The organism is Vibrio chagasii (genome assembly GCF_024347355.1).
GTDB classification, from domain to species: Bacteria; Pseudomonadota; Gammaproteobacteria; order Enterobacterales; family Vibrionaceae; genus Vibrio; species Vibrio chagasii.
Genome location: NZ_AP025465.1, coordinates 472,799 through 491,142, shown reverse-complemented (window position 1 = coordinate 491,142; position 18,344 = coordinate 472,799). Strand labels below are relative to the sequence as shown.

General features: G+C 46.1%; 15 protein-coding genes and 1 other RNA gene. 2 read left to right on the top strand and 14 right to left on the bottom strand.

Features of this window, described 5'->3' with window-relative positions:
* The 14 genes from ftsA to rsmI form a co-directional block, all read right to left on the bottom strand.
* The gene (gene ftsA, locus OCV52_RS02205; protein ID WP_004740737.1) at nucleotides 1-1,269 is read right to left on the bottom strand and encodes a cell division protein FtsA; all 1,269 of its coding nucleotides are present in this window, start codon (nucleotides 1,267-1,269) and stop codon (nucleotides 1-3) included.
* Nucleotides 1,262-2,041, bottom strand: coding sequence for a cell division protein FtsQ/DivIB (locus OCV52_RS02200; protein WP_004740738.1), 780 nt, complete (start codon nucleotides 2,039-2,041; stop codon nucleotides 1,262-1,264). Before OCV52_RS02200 ends, ftsA begins: the two co-directional genes overlap by 8 nt.
* 191 nt (nucleotides 2,042-2,232) lie before the next feature.
* Nucleotides 2,233-3,693: a UDP-N-acetylmuramate--L-alanine ligase gene (murC, locus tag OCV52_RS02195; RefSeq protein WP_137407870.1), complete on the bottom strand. Its 1,461-nt coding sequence runs from the start codon at nucleotides 3,691-3,693 to the stop codon at nucleotides 2,233-2,235.
* A gap of 13 nt (nucleotides 3,694-3,706) precedes the next feature.
* Nucleotides 3,707-4,768 (bottom strand): undecaprenyldiphospho-muramoylpentapeptide beta-N-acetylglucosaminyltransferase, encoded by a 1,062-nt coding sequence (murG, locus tag OCV52_RS02190; RefSeq protein WP_004740739.1) that lies wholly within the window; start codon nucleotides 4,766-4,768, stop codon nucleotides 3,707-3,709.
* 12 nt (nucleotides 4,769-4,780) lie between these two features.
* Nucleotides 4,781-5,977 (bottom strand): cell division protein FtsW, encoded by a 1,197-nt coding sequence (gene ftsW, locus OCV52_RS02185; RefSeq protein WP_004740740.1) that lies wholly within the window; start codon nucleotides 5,975-5,977, stop codon nucleotides 4,781-4,783.
* 22 nt (nucleotides 5,978-5,999) lie between these two features.
* A complete protein-coding gene (gene murD / locus OCV52_RS02180; RefSeq protein WP_137407869.1) occupies nucleotides 6,000-7,316 on the bottom strand; it encodes a UDP-N-acetylmuramoyl-L-alanine--D-glutamate ligase in 1,317 nt (438 codons plus the stop codon).
* 58 nt (nucleotides 7,317-7,374) lie between these two features.
* Entirely contained in the window at nucleotides 7,375-8,457 is a 1,083-nt protein-coding gene (mraY, locus tag OCV52_RS02175; protein ID WP_137407868.1) for a phospho-N-acetylmuramoyl-pentapeptide-transferase, read from the bottom strand.
* Nucleotides 8,454-9,827, bottom strand: a complete 1,374-nt coding sequence (locus OCV52_RS02170) for a UDP-N-acetylmuramoyl-tripeptide--D-alanyl-D-alanine ligase (protein WP_137407867.1) — start codon at nucleotides 9,825-9,827, stop codon at nucleotides 8,454-8,456. Before OCV52_RS02170 ends, mraY begins: the two co-directional genes overlap by 4 nt.
* Entirely contained in the window at nucleotides 9,827-11,311 is a 1,485-nt protein-coding gene (gene murE, locus OCV52_RS02165) for a UDP-N-acetylmuramoyl-L-alanyl-D-glutamate--2,6-diaminopimelate ligase (RefSeq protein WP_137407866.1), read from the bottom strand. The genes OCV52_RS02170 and murE overlap by 1 nt, the downstream gene beginning before the upstream one ends.
* 18 nt (nucleotides 11,312-11,329) lie before the next feature.
* Nucleotides 11,330-13,087: a penicillin-binding transpeptidase domain-containing protein gene (locus tag OCV52_RS02160; protein WP_137407865.1), complete on the bottom strand. Its 1,758-nt coding sequence runs from the start codon at nucleotides 13,085-13,087 to the stop codon at nucleotides 11,330-11,332.
* Nucleotides 13,084-13,401, bottom strand: coding sequence for a cell division protein FtsL (ftsL, locus tag OCV52_RS02155; RefSeq protein ID WP_102423063.1), 318 nt, complete (start codon nucleotides 13,399-13,401; stop codon nucleotides 13,084-13,086). The genes OCV52_RS02160 and ftsL overlap by 4 nt, the downstream gene beginning before the upstream one ends.
* Before the next feature lie 3 nt (nucleotides 13,402-13,404).
* Complete coding sequence (rsmH, locus tag OCV52_RS02150; RefSeq protein WP_008223680.1) at nucleotides 13,405-14,355, bottom strand: 16S rRNA (cytosine(1402)-N(4))-methyltransferase RsmH; 951 nt, start codon at nucleotides 14,353-14,355, stop codon at nucleotides 13,405-13,407.
* A 228-nt stretch (nucleotides 14,356-14,583) separates the two neighbouring features.
* Nucleotides 14,584-14,975: RNase P RNA component class A (gene rnpB, locus OCV52_RS02145), an RNA gene on the bottom strand.
* Nucleotides 14,976-15,211: 236 nt separating this feature from the next.
* Entirely contained in the window at nucleotides 15,212-16,078 is an 867-nt protein-coding gene (gene rsmI, locus OCV52_RS02140; protein ID WP_137407864.1) for a 16S rRNA (cytidine(1402)-2'-O)-methyltransferase, read from the bottom strand.
* A 61-nt stretch (nucleotides 16,079-16,139) separates the two neighbouring features.
* On the opposite strand from rsmI, the gene OCV52_RS02135 reads away from it, so the two are divergent.
* Nucleotides 16,140-17,957, top strand: a complete 1,818-nt coding sequence (locus tag OCV52_RS02135; protein ID WP_137407863.1) for a penicillin-binding protein activator — start codon at nucleotides 16,140-16,142, stop codon at nucleotides 17,955-17,957.
* The gene (locus tag OCV52_RS02130; RefSeq protein WP_102423064.1) at nucleotides 17,944-18,342 is read left to right on the top strand and encodes a YraN family protein; all 399 of its coding nucleotides are present in this window, start codon (nucleotides 17,944-17,946) and stop codon (nucleotides 18,340-18,342) included. The genes OCV52_RS02135 and OCV52_RS02130 overlap by 14 nt, the downstream gene beginning before the upstream one ends.
* Nucleotides 18,343-18,344: the final 2 nt, after the last annotated feature.

Here is an 18,344-nt window from a genome sequence, read left to right as displayed (position 1 = left end):
TTAAAACTCTTTTTGTATCCAATTACGCAATTTACCAAATAAACCAGACATCGAAGGTGCTGAACGCTTAGGTTCGCTGTAATCACCTTCATCACTGATCTGACAATCTCTTGCGTAATGAAGTAAACCAACCGCCGTAGAATGATACGGCTCTTTAACATAATCAGTTAAGCCACTAACTTCTAATGGCTTACCAACTCGAACTTGATTGCGGAAAACACGTTCCGCACACTCTACCAATCCGTCAATTTGTGCCGCTCCACCAGTGAGGACGACGCCAGCTGCAAGGTGGTGTTTAATACCTTCGTCTCGTAGCTGTAATTGAACCGTATCGATAGTTTGGTTAACGAGGCCCATAAGTTCAGTGTAACGTGGTTCAATCACTTCCGACAAAGTTTGTCGTTGCAAACTTCTTGACGGGCGACCACCAACACTTGGGACGTTAACAGAGTCATCCTTGCTAACGAGTTCACTCAGAGCGCAACCATGGTTTACTTTTATCTCTTCAGCATCGCTCACTGGCGTACCGAAAGCGAAGGCAATATCACTGGTTACTGCATTTCCTGCATAGGAAAAGACTTCTGTGTGTCGTAGCGCGCCGCCAGTCCAAATGGAAATATCCATTGTACCTGCACCGATATCAACCACACACACTCCGAGCTCTCTCTCGTCTTCAGTAATTACCGCATTACTTGAGGCAAGTCCTGAAAACACGATTTGCTCTACTGTGAGACCACATCGTTCAACAGCTTTAATAATGTTTCTCGCCATGTCGCTATGGCAAGAAATAAGATGAACGCTCACTTCCATTCGAACACCAGACAGACCAAGTGGGTTCTTAATCCCTTCTTGATAATCAATGGTAAATTCTTGTGGGATCACGTGCAGAATTCTCTGCTCTTCACCTATTTTAATTGATTTCGCGGTATGGATCGCTCGATCCATATCGTCTTGAGACACCTCTTCATCAGAGATAGTGCCCATGCCTTTTTCAATTCGGCTTGCGATATGTTTGCCTGATAGCGAGATAAACACATTGCTGATTTGGCATTCCGCCATCAACTCTGCTTGATCAATTGCTCGCTGAACTGACTTAACTACCGACTCTAGGTCGTTCACACCACCTTTATCCATACCTCTGGATGGGCTTTGCCCAGAACCAATGATATTGATTTGACCATCAGGCAGTATTTCACCAACCAGAGCTGATATGGTCGCAGTGCCTATATCAAGACCAACGATTATGTTGTCATCTGCGGTCTTAGTCATCTGTGCTCTCTTCTAACTCTTGCTCTGGAAACCAGCCTACAGCGGCTCCCGTATCATACCTGAGGTCGATGTAGCTCACTTGATTCGCCTTACTACCGAGTTCGTTGTAAAGCGAAATGAAGCGTTCAACACGCTCATCTAAAGAATCTTTACCTAGCTCTAAACGGATACCGTTATCTAGGATTATTTGCCAAGCGCGACGTTCGTTGAGAACAAGTGAGGTAACTGTTAACCCCAGACTGTTAATCAAAGGGGTTACCTTTCTCCACTTTTCGATCACTTCTTGGCTGGTGCCATCTGGGCCGTAAAGCTTAACTCTATCGCCTTTCAGAAGGCCGATATCGCCATTAAACACCTGACCATCATCATTCAACAGCATGTTGCCGTTCCAGATTGCTGCCGCATGATACTCAGTCAAAAATACTTTTATTGTGTCTGGCCACTGCTTACGAATAGATACGACTGACACCCAAGGCAACGCTTCTAAACTGTCTTGCAACACACCGATGTCTTGCGACATGAATGTACCAATATGCTCAAGTTTGCCAAAAGCATGCTGAACATCACTAGCGGTTACATAAGTTAAGTCACCCTGAATGACTATTTTGGAGAGAGGCAATCGTTGATCGTCCCACATCCAAGTCAGGGTGGTATAGAAAAGAAACCCAATGAATAGCAATACCATGACAAAAAATGACCCGCCTAAGGCGTGTTTCTTGAGCGATGGTAAACTGAATAGGTGGCGGTTTTCGCTAAAAGTACTTTCTACCAAAGCCCGCTTTCCCTGTCGTTGGTTCGCAATTCTATTCCCTATCTTCGTAATAGAGGTAAAAGCACTTACTTTAACCTATGAATTATACTGAGCAAAATCAAACTATCAAACGTTGATAATAAGATTTTTGGTCAATTTTAGGTCAATCGCAAGAAGTGAGCGATTGACCACGGTATGTAGACAGTATTCTGCTACACGTCCTTCATTTTATTAATGTCTAACTGTAATGATTCTAGTTGCTTAGCAACACGACCAACATCACCTGCACCCTGCGTCAGTACAAGGTCGCCGCCTTGAATTACGTTAGCTAAAACCGATGGCAGAGTATTAATATCAGCGACAAAGATTGGGTCAATCTTACCACGCCCACGAATAGTTCGACTTAATGAGCGTCCGTCTGCCCCAGCAATAGGTTTCTCACCAGCAGAATAAACATCCAGTAAGATTAAGACATCAACCTGCTCAAGAACGTTCGCAAAATCATCATATAAATCACGTGTTCGGCTATAACGGTGTGGTTGGAAAATCATCACAAGACGCTTATCAGCCCAGCCGCTGCGAGCAGCCTGAATTGTTACATCAACTTCCGTTGGGTGATGACCATAATCGTCCACCAACATAGCGACACCATTACCCGTCTCGTACTCACCTAGGTGATCAAAACGACGCCCAGTACCTTCGGTACCTGCCATCGCTTTTAGGATCGCTTCATCGCTGATGTCATCTTCTGTCGCCACTGCAATGGCTGCCGATGCATTCAGTGCGTTGTGACGACCTGGAATGTTCAACGTGATATCAAGATTCGCTTTACCTTCACGAACTACCGTGAACTTACCTTGCTGGCCTTCTTGTACGTAGTTCTCGATACGGATATCCGCATCTTCTGAGAAACCGTAAGTAATCACTTGGCGGCTAACTTGAGGGATTAGCTCACGAACAACAGGATCATCCACGCACATCACAGCCTGACCGTAAAATGGCAGGTTGTGTAAGAAGTCGATAAACGTCTGCTTTAGTGTTTCGAAGTCACCGCCATAGGTATCCATGTGATCGGCTTCGATATTGGTTACGATACTCACCATAGGTTGCAGGTGTAAGAATGATGCATCACTCTCATCAGCTTCAGCGATCAAGATACGGCTCGAACCCAAGCGTGCATTGGTACCTGCACTTTTCACTAAACCACCGTTTACAAACGTTGGATCTAGGCCAGCTTCAGAGTAAATCTGTGTAACCAAAGCAGTCGTTGTTGTCTTACCGTGCGTACCGGCCACAGCAATACCGTGACGAAAACGCATCAACTCAGCCAGCATTTCTGCACGACGAACGATAGGCGTGCGCGCTTCACGAGCGGCAATAATCTCTGGGTTCTCTTCATTGATAGCGGTTGATACCACGACCACACTTGCATCAGCAACGTTACTTGCTTGGTGACCAATGAAAACAGTCGCCCCCTTGCTAACTAAACGCTCTGTCACTGGATTTTGAGCAATATCAGAACCAGTGATCTGGTAGCCTTCATTTAGCAAGACTTCAGCAATCCCGCTCATTCCAGCACCACCAATACCAATGAAGTGGATAGATTTAACACGGCGCATCTCTGGCACCATTGCACGGATTTGCGCTAAGTTTTGGGTATGTTCAATCGTCATCAATTCAGTCTCATTATTTTGCTAAAGCTTTAATCGCTTCAGCGACGGTAACGTCAGCATCAAGCTTGGCTGCTTGACGCGCTTTTGTTGCCATCATTTTTAATTCATTTCTATCAAGCTCAGCGATGGTATTCGCTAACTTTTCAGCCGTCAGTTGTGGCTGTTCAATCATTAACGCCGCACCACATTCAACTAAATGATCGGCATTCAGTGCTTGCTGTCTATCTTTGTGCATGAACGGAACAAAAATAGAACCAACACCGGCTGCAGACACTTCTGATACCGTTAACGCGCCGGAGCGACACACTAGTAGATCTGCCCACTCATAAGCTTGCGCCACATCATCAATAAATTCAGTTACTTGAACATTATCTACAGAATGTGATTTGTATTGTTCAATCACTTGCTGTTGATTATTCTTACCCGCTTGGTGCATCACAGTGAAGCCTTCTCCAAGCTGTGCCATCGCAACAGGTAAAGTATCGTTGAGGATTTTGGCCCCTTGGCTGCCACCCATCACTAAAATGCGGATATCGCCATCACGCTCAGCCATGCGCTGCTCAGGCTCCGGTAAAGCAACCACATCCTCACGAACTGGGTTTCCCACTACCTCTGCAGTAGGAAATGCACCAGGGAAGGCTTGGAAAACCTTTTTCGCAATCTTAGATAGCCACTGGTTGGTTAGACCCGCCACTGCATTTTGTTCATGCAAAACCACTGGAATGCCTGATAACCATGCCGCAATACCACCCGGGCCACTCACATAGCCACCCATACCAAGTACCACGTCAGGCTGCCACGCTTTGATATGCTGCTTTGCTTGAAGTATGGCATTAATAATTTGGAATGGGGCTTTAATTAGCTTGCTAATGCCTTGACCACGCAGGCCTTTCACTTTAATAAAGTCGATCTCAATGCCATGCTTTGGCACCAAATCCGCTTCCATTCTATCTGCTGTGCCTAACCAGCGAATTTCCCAACCTTGTTGCTGAAGCTTTTTCGCTACTGCTAACCCAGGAAAAACATGACCGCCGGTACCACCAGCCATCACTAAAAGTTTTTTGTTTTGTTTCATCGCGTTAGATTCTTATTCTACTAATTCGTTTGGATTATCAGCTTGTTCTTTTTGCTGCATTCGACATTCATGGTCAATGCGCAGCAGCATTGATACCGCTACCGACATAATAATTAAACTCGAACCACCATAACTGATTAGCGGGAGGGTTAGACCTTTGGTCGGAACGATGCCAGATGCAGCACCTACGTTAACAAGCGTCTGAAACGCAAACCAAATACCAATACCAAAAGCCAGATAGCCACTGAACACTTGATCATGTTCAAAGGCTTTTTTGCCGATAAGAATGGCTTTTAACACCAAGCTGAAGATCAACATTAATACTAAGGTAACACCGACAAAGCCAAGCTCTTCAGCCAAGACCGCAAATACAAAATCGGTATGCGCTTCTGGTAAGTATTCGAGTTTTTGAATCGAGTTACCAAGCCCTTGTCCCATCCAATCACCGCGGCCGAACGCCATCAATGATTGAGTTAATTGGTAGCCGCTACCAAATGGATCATTCCATGGTTCCCAGAATGAAGTCACACGTCGAACACGGTAAGGTTCTATGACAATCAAACCAACGACGGCGGCAATACCAGCGACCATCAAGGCAATAAATTGTGACAGTTTGGCACCAGCAATGAACAGCATGCCAAACAGCGTTACCAACATTACAACTACGGTACCTAAGTCGGGTTGACCAAGTAGCAAGACGGCAAAAGCACCAAACACCATGATGGGTTTTGCAAAACCGCCGAAGAAGGTTTTTCTCACTTCGTCTTGCTTACGAACCAAGTAGCCCGCCATAAAGATAAACAAGGAAAGCTTAGCGACCTCGGCAGGCTGTAAGTTAAATAGCCCAAGAGGTATCCAGCGAGATGCACCGTTAACTGACTTACCGACGGCTAATACTACGACTAGCAAGAAGAAAGATAAGCCCAACAGGTACATGCTGTATTGAAACCAGCGCTTCATCGGAATTTGCAATATCACACTGGAGACACCCAATGCGAGCAATAGGAAGATCGCGTGACGGAACATAAAGTGAAACGGCTGATCGGTTAAACGAGCACTGATGGGGAACGAAGCAGACGTTACCATCACCAAACCTGTCAGCATTAGCCCAAGAGCAATCCACACCAATTGACGATCGTAAAGCGCCTCAGGAGTAGCACGGTTTAGCCACTGCCAGATGGATTGATTGATCTCTTTGACTCTTTGCACTGAATGTTAGTCCTTCAACACGTTAAGCATACTCATGAGCAAGCTCAGTGAACGCATCACCTCTTGCCATGAAATTATTAAATTGATCGAAGCTTGCGCACGCAGGAGACAGCATCACCATATCTCCAGCCACCAGCTGTGGCGAGATAGATTCGATTATCTGCTGCATAGTATCGAACTTTTGTGCCGATGGGTGCAGAGGCATGAATTGATCTGCATCTTCACCGAAACAACACAATTGAACACGTTCAAGTTGCGCTAATACAGGTTCCAACTCGCTAAAATCAGCACCTTTACCCACGCCGCCAACCAGAAGATATAACGTACCTTGATACTCTAAACCAGACAGAGCCGCCAATGTGCTGGCTACGTTGGTTGCTTTGGAGTCATTAACCCATTTGATTTCGCGCTTGTCAGCCACCACTTGGCAACGATGCGTCAAACCGTTATAGGCTTTCAAAGCCTCAAGACTTTTGTTGTAGTCGATACCAACTTGCTTCAATAGTGCAAGTGAGACTAACGCATTTGCCACATTGTGACGTCCAACCAATGTTAAATCTTTAGTAGTAAGGACAGGTTTACCGTTATCGACCAGCCAATCACAACCATCAATCGTTGATACACCAAACTCTTGGTTATCTAGTCCAAAAGTTACCAATGGCATTGTTTGGTCAGGGTAAGTCTCTTTGTCTTCACGATTTACAATCGCACACTGCGCGTTATTAAAGATTCTTAACTTGGCCTCGCGGTAATCAGTCATGCCCTGATAGCGATCCATATGATCTTCAGACAGGTTTAAGAATGCCGCAGCAGCAAGTTTTAAATTCGATGTGGTTTCTAGCTGAAAACTTGAAAGCTCAAGAACATATAAGTCGGCATCAAGTTCTAGGAGGTCTAGGGCAGGAATACCAATATTGCCGCCAACACCAACATTAAGTCCAGCAGCTTTAGCAAGCACACCCGTCAAATCCGTCACAGTACTCTTACCGTTTGAACCAGTGATTGCCACAACAGGTTTATCGACTGCCCAGCCAAACAGCTCAATGTCACCAACGACAGGCGTTCCTGCTTGAAGCACATCTTGAATTTCCGGCGTCGCTAAAGCAATTCCTGGGTTAGCAACCACTAAATCAGCCTCAGCTAGCCATTGGTTATTCCAACTTCCAGAATGCAGCTCTACCGATTCAGGCAAAGATTCCTTTCCTGGTGGTAGCTCTCGCGTATCAATGACCTTCACATACGTATGAGGCTGATATTTTACGAGATGTTTAACGACAGAGAGCCCGGTAATACCGAGCCCCACAACCACTACATTTTGAATATTTTGCCAACGTTCCATTTAAACAAGATGCTCTTAATAGTTTTAAAGAGCCCCTATAACAGAGGCTCACATAGGATTAACGAACTTTCAGTGTCGCTAAACCAATCAGTACCAACACCATTGAGATGATCCAAAAGCGCACGATAACACGTGGTTCCGGCCAGCCTTTAAGCTCATAGTGGTGGTGAATCGGTGCCATACGGAAAATACGTTGGCCACGTAATTTGTAAGAGCCAACTTGCAGGATTACTGACAAGGTCTCCATTACAAACACACCACCCATGATCACTAATACCAACTCTTGACGAACAAGCACCGCAATCACACCTAACGCACCACCCAGTGCTAAAGAGCCAACATCGCCCATGAATACTTGAGCTGGGTAAGTGTTGAACCATAGGAAACCAAGACCAGCACCAACGATAGCAGTACATACCACAACCAGTTCAGAGGTGTATGGGATGTATAGAATGTGTAGGTAGGCTGCGAAGTTAACGTTACCTGTCGCCCAAGCGATAACAGCAAAACCCGCTGCAACCATAACCGTTGGCATAATCGCCAAGCCATCAAGGCCGTCCGTTAGGTTTACGGCGTTACTGGTACCCACAATAACAAAGTAAGCTAGAACAATGTACAGTAAACCAAGTTGTGGCATCACATCTTTAAAGAAAGGCACCACTAATTGTGTTGCTGCAGTGTCTTGTCCGTGAGCGTACAGAGCAAACGCCACAACCAAAGCAATCGCCGACTGCCAGAAGTACTTCCAACGAGCAATCAGACCATCAGTGTTCTTACGAACAACTTTACGATAATCATCAACAAAACCAACTGCACCGTAACCGCCTAGCACGACAAGCACTGCCCAAACGTAAGGGTTTGATAAGTCAGCCCAAAGCAAGACTGTAATAATGATCGCAGCAAGGATCATCACACCACCCATAGTTGGTGTGCCACGCTTACTAAAGTGAGACTCTGGGCCGTCGTTACGAACAACTTGGCCAATTTGCAGCATTTGCAGACGCTCAATTAAACGAGGTCCCATCCACAGCGACAGACATAAAGCCGTCAAAATGCTCGCGATTGCACGAAACGATAAGTATTCGAACAAACGGAAAAAAGAAAAGTGTGGCTGTAGTAGCTCTGCAAGCCAAATTATCATGAAAAGTTCTCCTTTAAAGCAGCGGCTATTTTACTCATTCCTGCACTATTGGCGCCTTTTACCAACAAGGTTTGTGGCGCGTTATCTAGCAAGCTCAAGTGCTGCTCTATGTGCGCGATCATCGCTTCATGCGTTGCAAAGTGAGTGCCGTTACACACTTCACTAATCACCTTGGTATCATCACCGTAAGTGAGTATATGCTCAAAAGCGAATGGGGCAGCATATTCACCGACTTGACGGTGAAGTGCAAGGCTTTCATCGCCTAATTCAGCCATATTGCCTAAAATCAACCAACGCTGACCTTTGAAGCTCGACAACAATTTAGCTGCCGCCTTCATTGCCGGTACGCTGGCGTTGTAACTGTCATCTATCAGCTTGATATTCTGACTTAATTGTTGAACCTCAACTCGGCCTTTAACTGAGATAAGATTCGCTAAACCGCTTTTAATTTCTGCAAGCGTGGCACCGAATTGAATGCTCAGTGCCGCTGCCGCTAATGCGTTTGCCACATTGTGCTGACCAATAATGCCAAGTTCGACATCAATGGCACCTTGCGGAGTCTGCATATCAAAGCAAGCTTCACCCTGCTCATTGATGCGAATATTCGTCGCAAAGTAATCTGCCGTGTCATTACTTTCAGAAAAGGTCAGTACGCTTTTATCTGCTAGCACATCCTTCCAGAAGTCACCACCATTGCTCTCTAGGTTAACAATAGCAGTATCACCAGCAGCAAGCCCCTGGAAAATTTCGCCTTTCGCTTGCTTCACACCATCAATAGAACCAAAACCTTCTAAGTGCGCCGCCGCGACATTGTTCACCAACGCAACCTGTGGTTTAACAAGCTGCGTGGTATAAGCAATTTCACCGATGTGATTGGCGCCTAGTTCGATCACTGCGTAGTCGTCGCTTGACTCACTACGTAGCAGGGTTAACGGTACCCCAATATCATTATTGAAGTTGCCTGCTGTAAACAGCACCTTGCCACGTTGCTGCAAAATGCTCGCAACCATCTCTTTTACAGTTGTCTTGCCGCAGCTGCCTGTAATCGCCATAGTTGGAACATTACATTGCTCGTGAATCCAAGCACTTAGCTGACCTAAAGCAAGTTTAGTGTCTTCAACAACAACTTGAGTAATATTTAGGTCAAGTTTTCGTTCGACTAATAACGCACTCGCATTGGCCTCAACAGCCTGACCGCAAAAATCATGCGCATCAAAACGTTCACCAACGAGAGCAACAAACAACGCACCTTCTTCAACAGTGCGAGTGTCGGTAGAAACCGCATTGATCAAACTATTGTTCGATTTGCCAGCCTCTATCAGCTGACCGTTCACCGCTGAGCAGATCTGCTCGAGTGATACATCAATCATTATGAAATACCTAAAAGTTGTAGCGCGGACTCTCGATCCGAATAGTGGATCGTTTTGTCTTTCAGTACTTGGTAATCCTCATGGCCTTTACCTGCCAGAAGAATAATGTCGTTATTACCCGCCTGCTCTAAAGCAAACTTAACCGCCTGATAGCGATCGTGTTCAACAAAGGCGGCTTCAGGCTCACTTAAGCCGGCCAGCATGTCTTTAACAATCAATGCAGGATCTTCGCTGCGAGGATTGTCATCTGAAATAATAATGTTGTCGGCGAACTGCTCTGCGGTCACCGCCATCATTGGACGCTTGCCAGTATCTCGATCACCACCACAGCCAAAGATTGCCCATAGCTTTCCTGAGCAGTGAACTCGTAGTGCTGCTAATGCTTTCTCTAGTGCGTCTGGTGTATGCGCGTAATCGACCACTACTTTTGCTTTGTTTGGTACTTGGAACAATTCCATGCGACCAATAACTGGTTGTAGTTGAGGTGCTGTGTCGATCAAGGTTTGCTTGTCGATGCCTAGCGAAAGTAGTGTCGCGAAAGCAACCAAGACATTTGATGCGTTGAACTGGCCAATTAAAGGAACAGATAGTTGTCCCTGCCCCCAGCTACCATCAAAAGCGAGTTTGATACCTGTCTCTGCATAAGCCACATCCGATGCCCATACTGACTGCTGGTAACCAGATAACGGAAGTAATGAAACGGCTACTGCATTGGACAGATCTGCCATCCAAGCTTTGCCAACTTCATCGTCCACATTAATCACAGCGTGCTTACACTTGTGTTGAGTAAACAAGCTCTTCTTAGCCAGTGCATACTCTTCCATCGTACCGTGATAATCCAAGTGGTCACGACTCAGATTGGTAAATACACCGACCTCAAAGTCCAACGCCTTAACTCGGCCTTGAACCAAACCATGAGAAGAGATTTCCATCGCGGTATAAAGGGCGTTTTCTTCAGACAACTCACTCAGTGTGCGTTGTATTTCAATCGCACTACCAGTCGTATTAGCCGCCGTTCTAAGATTATCTAGAAAACCGTTACCTGTGGTGCCCATTACCGCAGAACGTTGACCCACTAGGTCTAGCCACTGAGCAATCAATTGAGTGATGGTGGTTTTGCCATTAGTGCCAGTAACGCCAATAAGCTTGGTTGCTTGAGAAGAGTAAACTCGACCTGCCAATTCAGAGAGAATTAAATTTAGCTCTGATACATAAACCACCGGCACTTCATTAAGCCATTCAACCAAGCCGTGCGCTTTATCGTCGCTTGCTTGTGCAATAACCGCCTTTGCACCTTGAGCTACGGCTTTATCGATAAAACGACGACCATCGACAGCATGCCCTACAATGGCAACAAAGATATCACCGTCCTTGATGGCACGACTGTCGAGCTCCAATTGCTCAACCGCAATCGACGCTAACTCGGGAGCACTAAAATCTCCCCAAGGAGAAAGTAAAGATGACAGCGTGAGGCTATTACTCATATTGAATCCTGATTAGCTCTATTCTTGAAACTTGTTTTCATCAGCAGGGACATTCAGAATTTGCAGTGCGCCCTTCATGATTTCAGAAAAAACAGGGGCTGCAACCGAGCCACCATAGTAGAGGTCACCTTGAGGTTCATTGATCATCACAACCAAAGAGACTCTTGGATCACTCACCGGAGCAACACCAGCGGTATAGGCGAAGTACTCGTCTCCATAACCACCGGAAATCGCTTTTCTAGATGTACCTGTTTTTGCTGCTACTCGGTAACCCGGCACGGCAGCTCTTGTCGCTGTACCGCCCTTTTGGGTTACGCCTTCTAGCATGTTCAAAACCAACTCAGCATTTTCGCGCTTGATGATCTGTTTTGAGAAATCTTGGTCGTTGCTTTTGACGATATGAATAGGTTCGTAAACACCATGATTCGCTAACGTCGCATAGGCATGAGCCAATTGAAGTGGAGTAATCGCTAGACCATAACCAAAGGATAAGGTCGCAATTTCAAACTTAGACCAACGTCGACGGTTCGGGAAAATACCGACAGTTTCACCGACTAGGTTCAGCCCAGACATCTCACCAAGACCAACAGAACTGTACATACCCAGTAGCGCTTCAAGCGGCATATCCAGGGCTAATTTCGCCACACCGATGTTACTCGATTTCTTAAGGATTAACGCCAAGTCTGCCTTACCAACTTTGGAAGTATCACGTACACGGCTACCACCGATTTGCATAATACCGTTCCCCGTATCAATCACAGTATCAGCATCTGCCGTGCCATTTTCGAGAGCGGCTAGAACGACAAAAGGCTTAACCGTCGAACCTGGTTCAAAAGCATCGGTGATCACGCGGTTACGCATCTTAAAGCTTTGTAAATCAGCACGATTGTTTGGGTTGTAAGATGGCGCGTTGACCATAGCCAAAACCGCACCCGTTTTTACGTCTAATAAGATTGCAGAACCAGATGTCGCCTTGTGATCGGCTACCGCCTGTTTAATCGCTCGATAAGCAATGGCTTGTAAGCGCTGATCGATGGTTAATTCGAGTGGTTTACCTTCTTCACGCTCTTCTAATGCAATGTTTTCAACCACTCGCCCGTAACGGTCTTTGCGGATTGTACGTTTACCGGCTTCACCCGTTAGCCACTTATCGTAGCTGCGCTCGACACCTTCTAGGCCGTGTCCGTCAATTCCGGTCACACCAATAAGATGCGCGCTGACTTCGCCGGCTGGGTAATAACGACGTGATTCTGCTTTAAGACCAATACCCACCAACTTTAAGTCGCGGATGTATTTCGCCATTGCTGGGCTAACTTGTCTTTGTAGGTAGATAAAACGACGAGATTTGTCGCTGGAGATTTTGTTGATCATCGATTGTCGATCTAAGCCGAGTACATCAGCTAGCGCATACCAACGATCAATTTGGGCCATGCCATTTTTATCGAAGATGGTTTTCGGGTCAGCCCATACCGCCTCAACAGGCACACTGACGGCAAGTGGTTCGCCATTGCGGTCTGAAATAATCCCGCGGGCAGAAGGAATAGCCTTAACACGTACAGAACGAAGGTCGCCCTGACGAATTAAGTTATCTGGTTCAATAACTTGGATGTAAGCCACACGACCTACTAGTACAGAAAAGGCAACCAACACAAAAGCAATAACGACGTTGAAACGCCATTTAATCAGAATTGGATCCGAGTCCTTTTCGCTCTTCACTCGCTCTTTCGTTGGTTTCTTAACGGCTTTCGCGGGTGCTTTTTCCTTTTTTCCGGTCATTTCAGTGTGATCACAACTTCTTTGTCGGAGTCTGGACGTTTCATGTCTAGCTCTCGTTTTGCCGATGCTTGAACGCGACTATGTTCAGCCAGAGCCGTCTCTTCAAGCATTAAATTTCGCCATTCATTATCAAGCTGTTCACGCTCACTCAATGCCATGTCTTTTTGCGTGATTGCCTGACGTGACATGTGTGTCGTGAGAACGACCCCCATCGCGCTCGCGAAGATACAGATAAGCAGCACCAATGGGACTTTACCCACGGAGAGCAAATCAAAAAATATTATCTTGGCTAAGTTCGGCTTGGAGGTCTTCATTGACTATAGCTTTTCTGCGATTCGTAATACTGAGCTACGTGAACGAGTGTTCTCATCCACTTCGCCTTTCGATGGTTTGATCGCTTTACCGACAGGCTTAAGATCAGCACTGCCTAGTGCTTTGATCTGCTCTTCCGTTAACGGAAGGCCGTGAGGTACTTGCGGGCCTTGGCTCTCTTTACGAATAAAGCGCTTCACCATACGGTCTTCAAGTGAGTGGAAGCTAATAACAGACAGGCGACCTTCTGGAGCAAGAATGCTTGCTGCGCCTTTTAGTGCCGTATCGATCTCTTCCAGTTCACTGTTAATGTAGATACGGAATGCTTGGAAAGCACGCGTTGCTGGGTGCTTTTTCTCTTTGAAGCTTTTTGGTGCTACATCAGAGATAAGCTTAGCTAACTGACCAGTGCGAGTTAGCGGCTCATTCTCTTCGTTTTCTTGATAAGCAATGATGCCTTTCGCGATACGACGAGCGTGCTTGTCTTCACCGAACTCACGAATCACCCAAGTGATGTCATCAAGATCTGCTTCTAGTAACCACTGAGATACCGGGATGCCCGAAGTTGGGTCCATACGCATATCCAGCGGGCCATCTTTCATGAAACTAAAGCCACGTTCAGCGTCATCAAGTTGCGGAGAAGAAACACCTAAATCCAGCAGAACACCGTCAACCTTACCCACTAAATCATAACGCTCTGCGTATTCAGCCATGCCTGAGAATGGACCGTGGATGATAGTAAAGCGAGGATCATCAATTTTTTGTGCTTCTGCAATCGCTTGTGGATCGCGGTCGATACTAAATAGTCGTCCATTCTCGCCCAGTTTAGACAGGATTGTACGGCTGTGACCACCACGGCCAAAAGTACCATCGATGTAGGTACCGTCAGGTTTGATCGCAAGTCCGTCAATAGATTCGTTAAGCAATACTGAAATATGTTTGAATGCTTCTGTCATAGTCTTCTCAGTGAGTGGATTGAGCCATTAGTTCGGCAATAATTTGTTCTGTTAACGTTTTAGTGTACTGATTTCACGCTGTATCTCCACCATATTGTGTACAGGCTTTGGGAATTTTTGACCCAAGCTCATACCAAGATGACGGATTTTAAGGAAATCTAAATAATTTACGTCAATATAAAGCAAAAAACCCATCACTACCGTTAAGTAATGATGGGTTCTTAAAATGGGTGGAGTTGACACATACGCCGGGTTCTGTTCCGCTTGCGCGGCGGTAACCATTCGTCTAGGCCTGCAATCGCTCACAGGCTCAAGCAATCTACCCGCCCCCATACGCGAGCAACGCAATGTGAGGGCCTATTTGATCTTGCTCCGGGTGGAGTTTACCTTGCTACGAACTGTTACCAGTCGCACGGTGCGCTCTTACCGCACCCTTTCAGCCTTACCTGTGCCCCTTCCGAAGAAATGAGGCCATCGGCGGTCTTCTCTCTGCTGCACTTGTCGTGGGCTCGCGCCCCCCAGACGTTATCTGGCACCCTGCTCTATGGAGCCCGGACGTTCCTCCCCTCTGCCAGTCTCCCGAAGGACATCAGCAAAGCAGCGATTACCCGTTCAACTCCGAGGGCGGATTGTATAGAGATTAGTGTGCAGTGTCTAGCGAGATCACAAATATGGTGCAAACCAATGATTAACTGATGGGGAATTGACCTAGAGAACGGATGCGAGTGGCGAGATTCGAGATGAAAAAAGAGCTAAGAACTAGAAGCGGATTAGAGTGCTGTGATGAGAGATACAGATAAAAGAGGCTCATTGCGGGCTCTTTTATCTGTATCAGCGTTAAATCACTACAGAAGCATTAGCCATCCAAGTGCTCTAGGCCCCATTTGTACAGCGCATTCTTTTTCAGGTTGTAGATTTCTGCTGTCATTGCGGCCGCTTTTTTAAGAGGTAGTTCTTTGGTCAGAATACCCAACGTACGAGTCGCTTCATCTGGTAATTCAGTGCTCGCTTCTTCACGATGACCATGAATCAGTAATACCATCTCGCCACGCTTACGGTTCGCGTCCTCTTCAATCCATTCAATCAGCTCACCAAGAGGCAGGCCCTGAATGGTTTCGAAAGTCTTAGTTAGCTCACGCGCCAATACAACTTCACGGTCAGGGCCTAAAATCTCAAGCATATCTTGCAAAGAGTCAGAAATACGGTGCGGTGATTCGTAGAAGATGCACGTGCGCTCAGCTTTCACGATCTCTAGGAACTTATCTTTACGACCTTTACTCTTAGGCGGCAAGAAGCCTTCAAAGCTGAAACGATCCGATGGTAAACCTGACGCACTTAACGCGGTAATCACAGCACAAGCACCAGGAAGTGGCACAACTCTCACACCCGCTTGACGACATTGTGATACAAGATGGTAACCTGGATCACTGATTAAAGGTGTACCCGCATCAGAGACTAATGCGATAGACTGACCTTCTAATAGCTTTTCGACTAGAACTTGAGCTTTAGTTTGTTCATTATGATCATGTAAAGCGAACGTTCTGGTTGATATATTGAAGTGAGCAAGCAGCTTACCCGTGTGGCGTGTGTCTTCGGCTGCAATAACATCGACACTTGATAAGATTTCAATTGCTCTTTGAGTGATATCTCCCAAATTTCCGATTGGGGTTGGCACAATGTAGAGAGTTGGGCTCTCTGTGAGCAAGGTTTTGTTATCTGTCATTTGTTTACCATCACTTCAACGATTAATATAGATACAAATTTATACGGAATTTAAAGAACTCATGGCAACGATGAACCATAAGAGACTCAGTGTACCACGCTTACTAACTCCAATTGCATTAGCAATTACATTGGCGGCTTGTTCTTCAGGTCCACAAGCACCAACAAGCGTAGATATTACACTAGATCCAGTGCAATCCACTGAAAGTTACATGATGCAAGCGGACAGTAGCAAAGGAAGCCTACAAAACGACTGGTTGATCATGGCGCTTAAAGCTTCTGTGCAAGCTGGTAAAACCGACCAAGCGACACTGCTTATCAAACGCTTAGCAAAACAAGTGCTCACTGAAGTTCAGCAAGCAGAATGGCAACTCGCTCGAGCTCAACTGTTAGTGAATAACTCACAGCCGGATCAAGCGTACAGCCAACTAAACTTTCAGCCTTGGTGGAAACTGCCAAACGAGCAGTGGAAAGATTACCACGAGCTACGCGCGAATATTTCAGAGATGCGAAGCGAGTATTTCGAGGCGAGCCGTGAACTTGTTCTTTATTCTGAGTACGCAGAAGATAACGACGAGATCCAGCAGCAAGCTGCAGATCGAATTTGGCACAATCTAAATAGCTACTCTCAATATGAGATTCTGGAACTGAAAACGTCACCGACGGAAGACGTTTTAGCCGGTTGGTTACAACTCGCTATTTACATGAAGACACTCAACTCGAACCTGCCAAACCTACAGGAAACCCTGTCTGATTGGTTAGCCGAGAATCCTCAGCATCCTGCTGCTACTTATACACCGCAAGCGATCACGGACATCTTAGCCTTAGAGATCAGCAAGCCAACCAGCACTGCATTGCTACTACCGCTAACGGGTAAATATGGTAAGCAAGCACAACTGGTACGTGATGGTTTCATCTTTGCGATGATGAATGACAAAGAGCGCGAAGAAGATGCAACGCTGACGGTTATGGACACCAATGTTCAAAGTGCCGCTGAAATTAAAGCGACACTTGAAGAGAACAATGTTGATTTCATCGTTGGCCCGCTGATTAAGAGCAACATCACTAAGCTTCAGCAAGCGCAGAAAAATCACGAGAACTCGATTCCAGCTTTAGCTCTGAATATTCCAACTCAGCTAGAACCTGACACCAATATTTGTTACCTCGCTCTATCTCCTGAGCAAGAGGTTGCTCAAGCAGCGAAACACCTGTTTTCTCAAGGCTACAAATACCCACTGATTCTGGCTCCGAAGGGACGCCTTGGTGATCGTGTTGAGCAAGCGTTTAAAGAAGAGTGGAAGAAATACAGCAATAACGATGTGGCAATCAGCTTCTTCTCGGACAAACGCCAACTTCAACGCAACGTGAATCAAGTATTCGGTCTACAAGAGAGCCAACAACGCATCGCGCAAATGGATAACCTACTTGATCTAGACCTAGAAACCGAGCCACGCAGTCGTCGTGATATCGATTCTGTCTACATCGTGGCGAAGAACTCCGAGCTAACGCTGATCAAGCCTTTCATTGAAGTTGCGATCAACCCAGATGCTAGCCAGCCTGCTCTGTTCTCTAACTCACGCAGTAATAGCGGCGACAAGCAGTATGAGGACCTAACAGGTGTATTCTACAGCGATATCCCACTGCTAGTTGAAAACAAAGGTGAGCTGAACAAAGAGCTTAACGAACTATGGCCAGCACATTCAAACGGCCAGAAACGTCTACAAGCGCTAGGTATGGATGCATACTACCTAATGGATGCGCTACCACAGATGAAAGCCGTACAGGGTTACAGTATTCCGGGTAAAACTGGTGTGTTAACCATCGACAACAACTGTGTTGTACAACGTGAAATCAGCTGGGCAGAGCATGGGGCTTTTTAGCCGAACGTTCTTGTCCAAAGCAAAGGTCACCCATAAACAAGTGGGTGATCAATACGAGGCCGTGGCAAAGGCCTATTTGACCCGCCACGGTTTATCGTTAATTCAACAAAACTTCATAGCAAAATGTGGCGAGATTGATCTTATAATGCGCCATAACAATACGATTGTGTTTGCCGAGGTAAAATACCGTAAGCAAACTCGCTACGGACATGCCGCTGAGATGGTGACAGCGAAGAAGTCACAAAGGCTACTCAAAACAGCCCAAGTGTGGCTGATGCAGCAAGGCTTGTCGGTACATTCCACAGATTTCAGGTTTGATATCATTGCCATTGAAGGGCCAGATGATCATATCAACTGGATTCAAAACGCGATTACCCAAGGATAAAC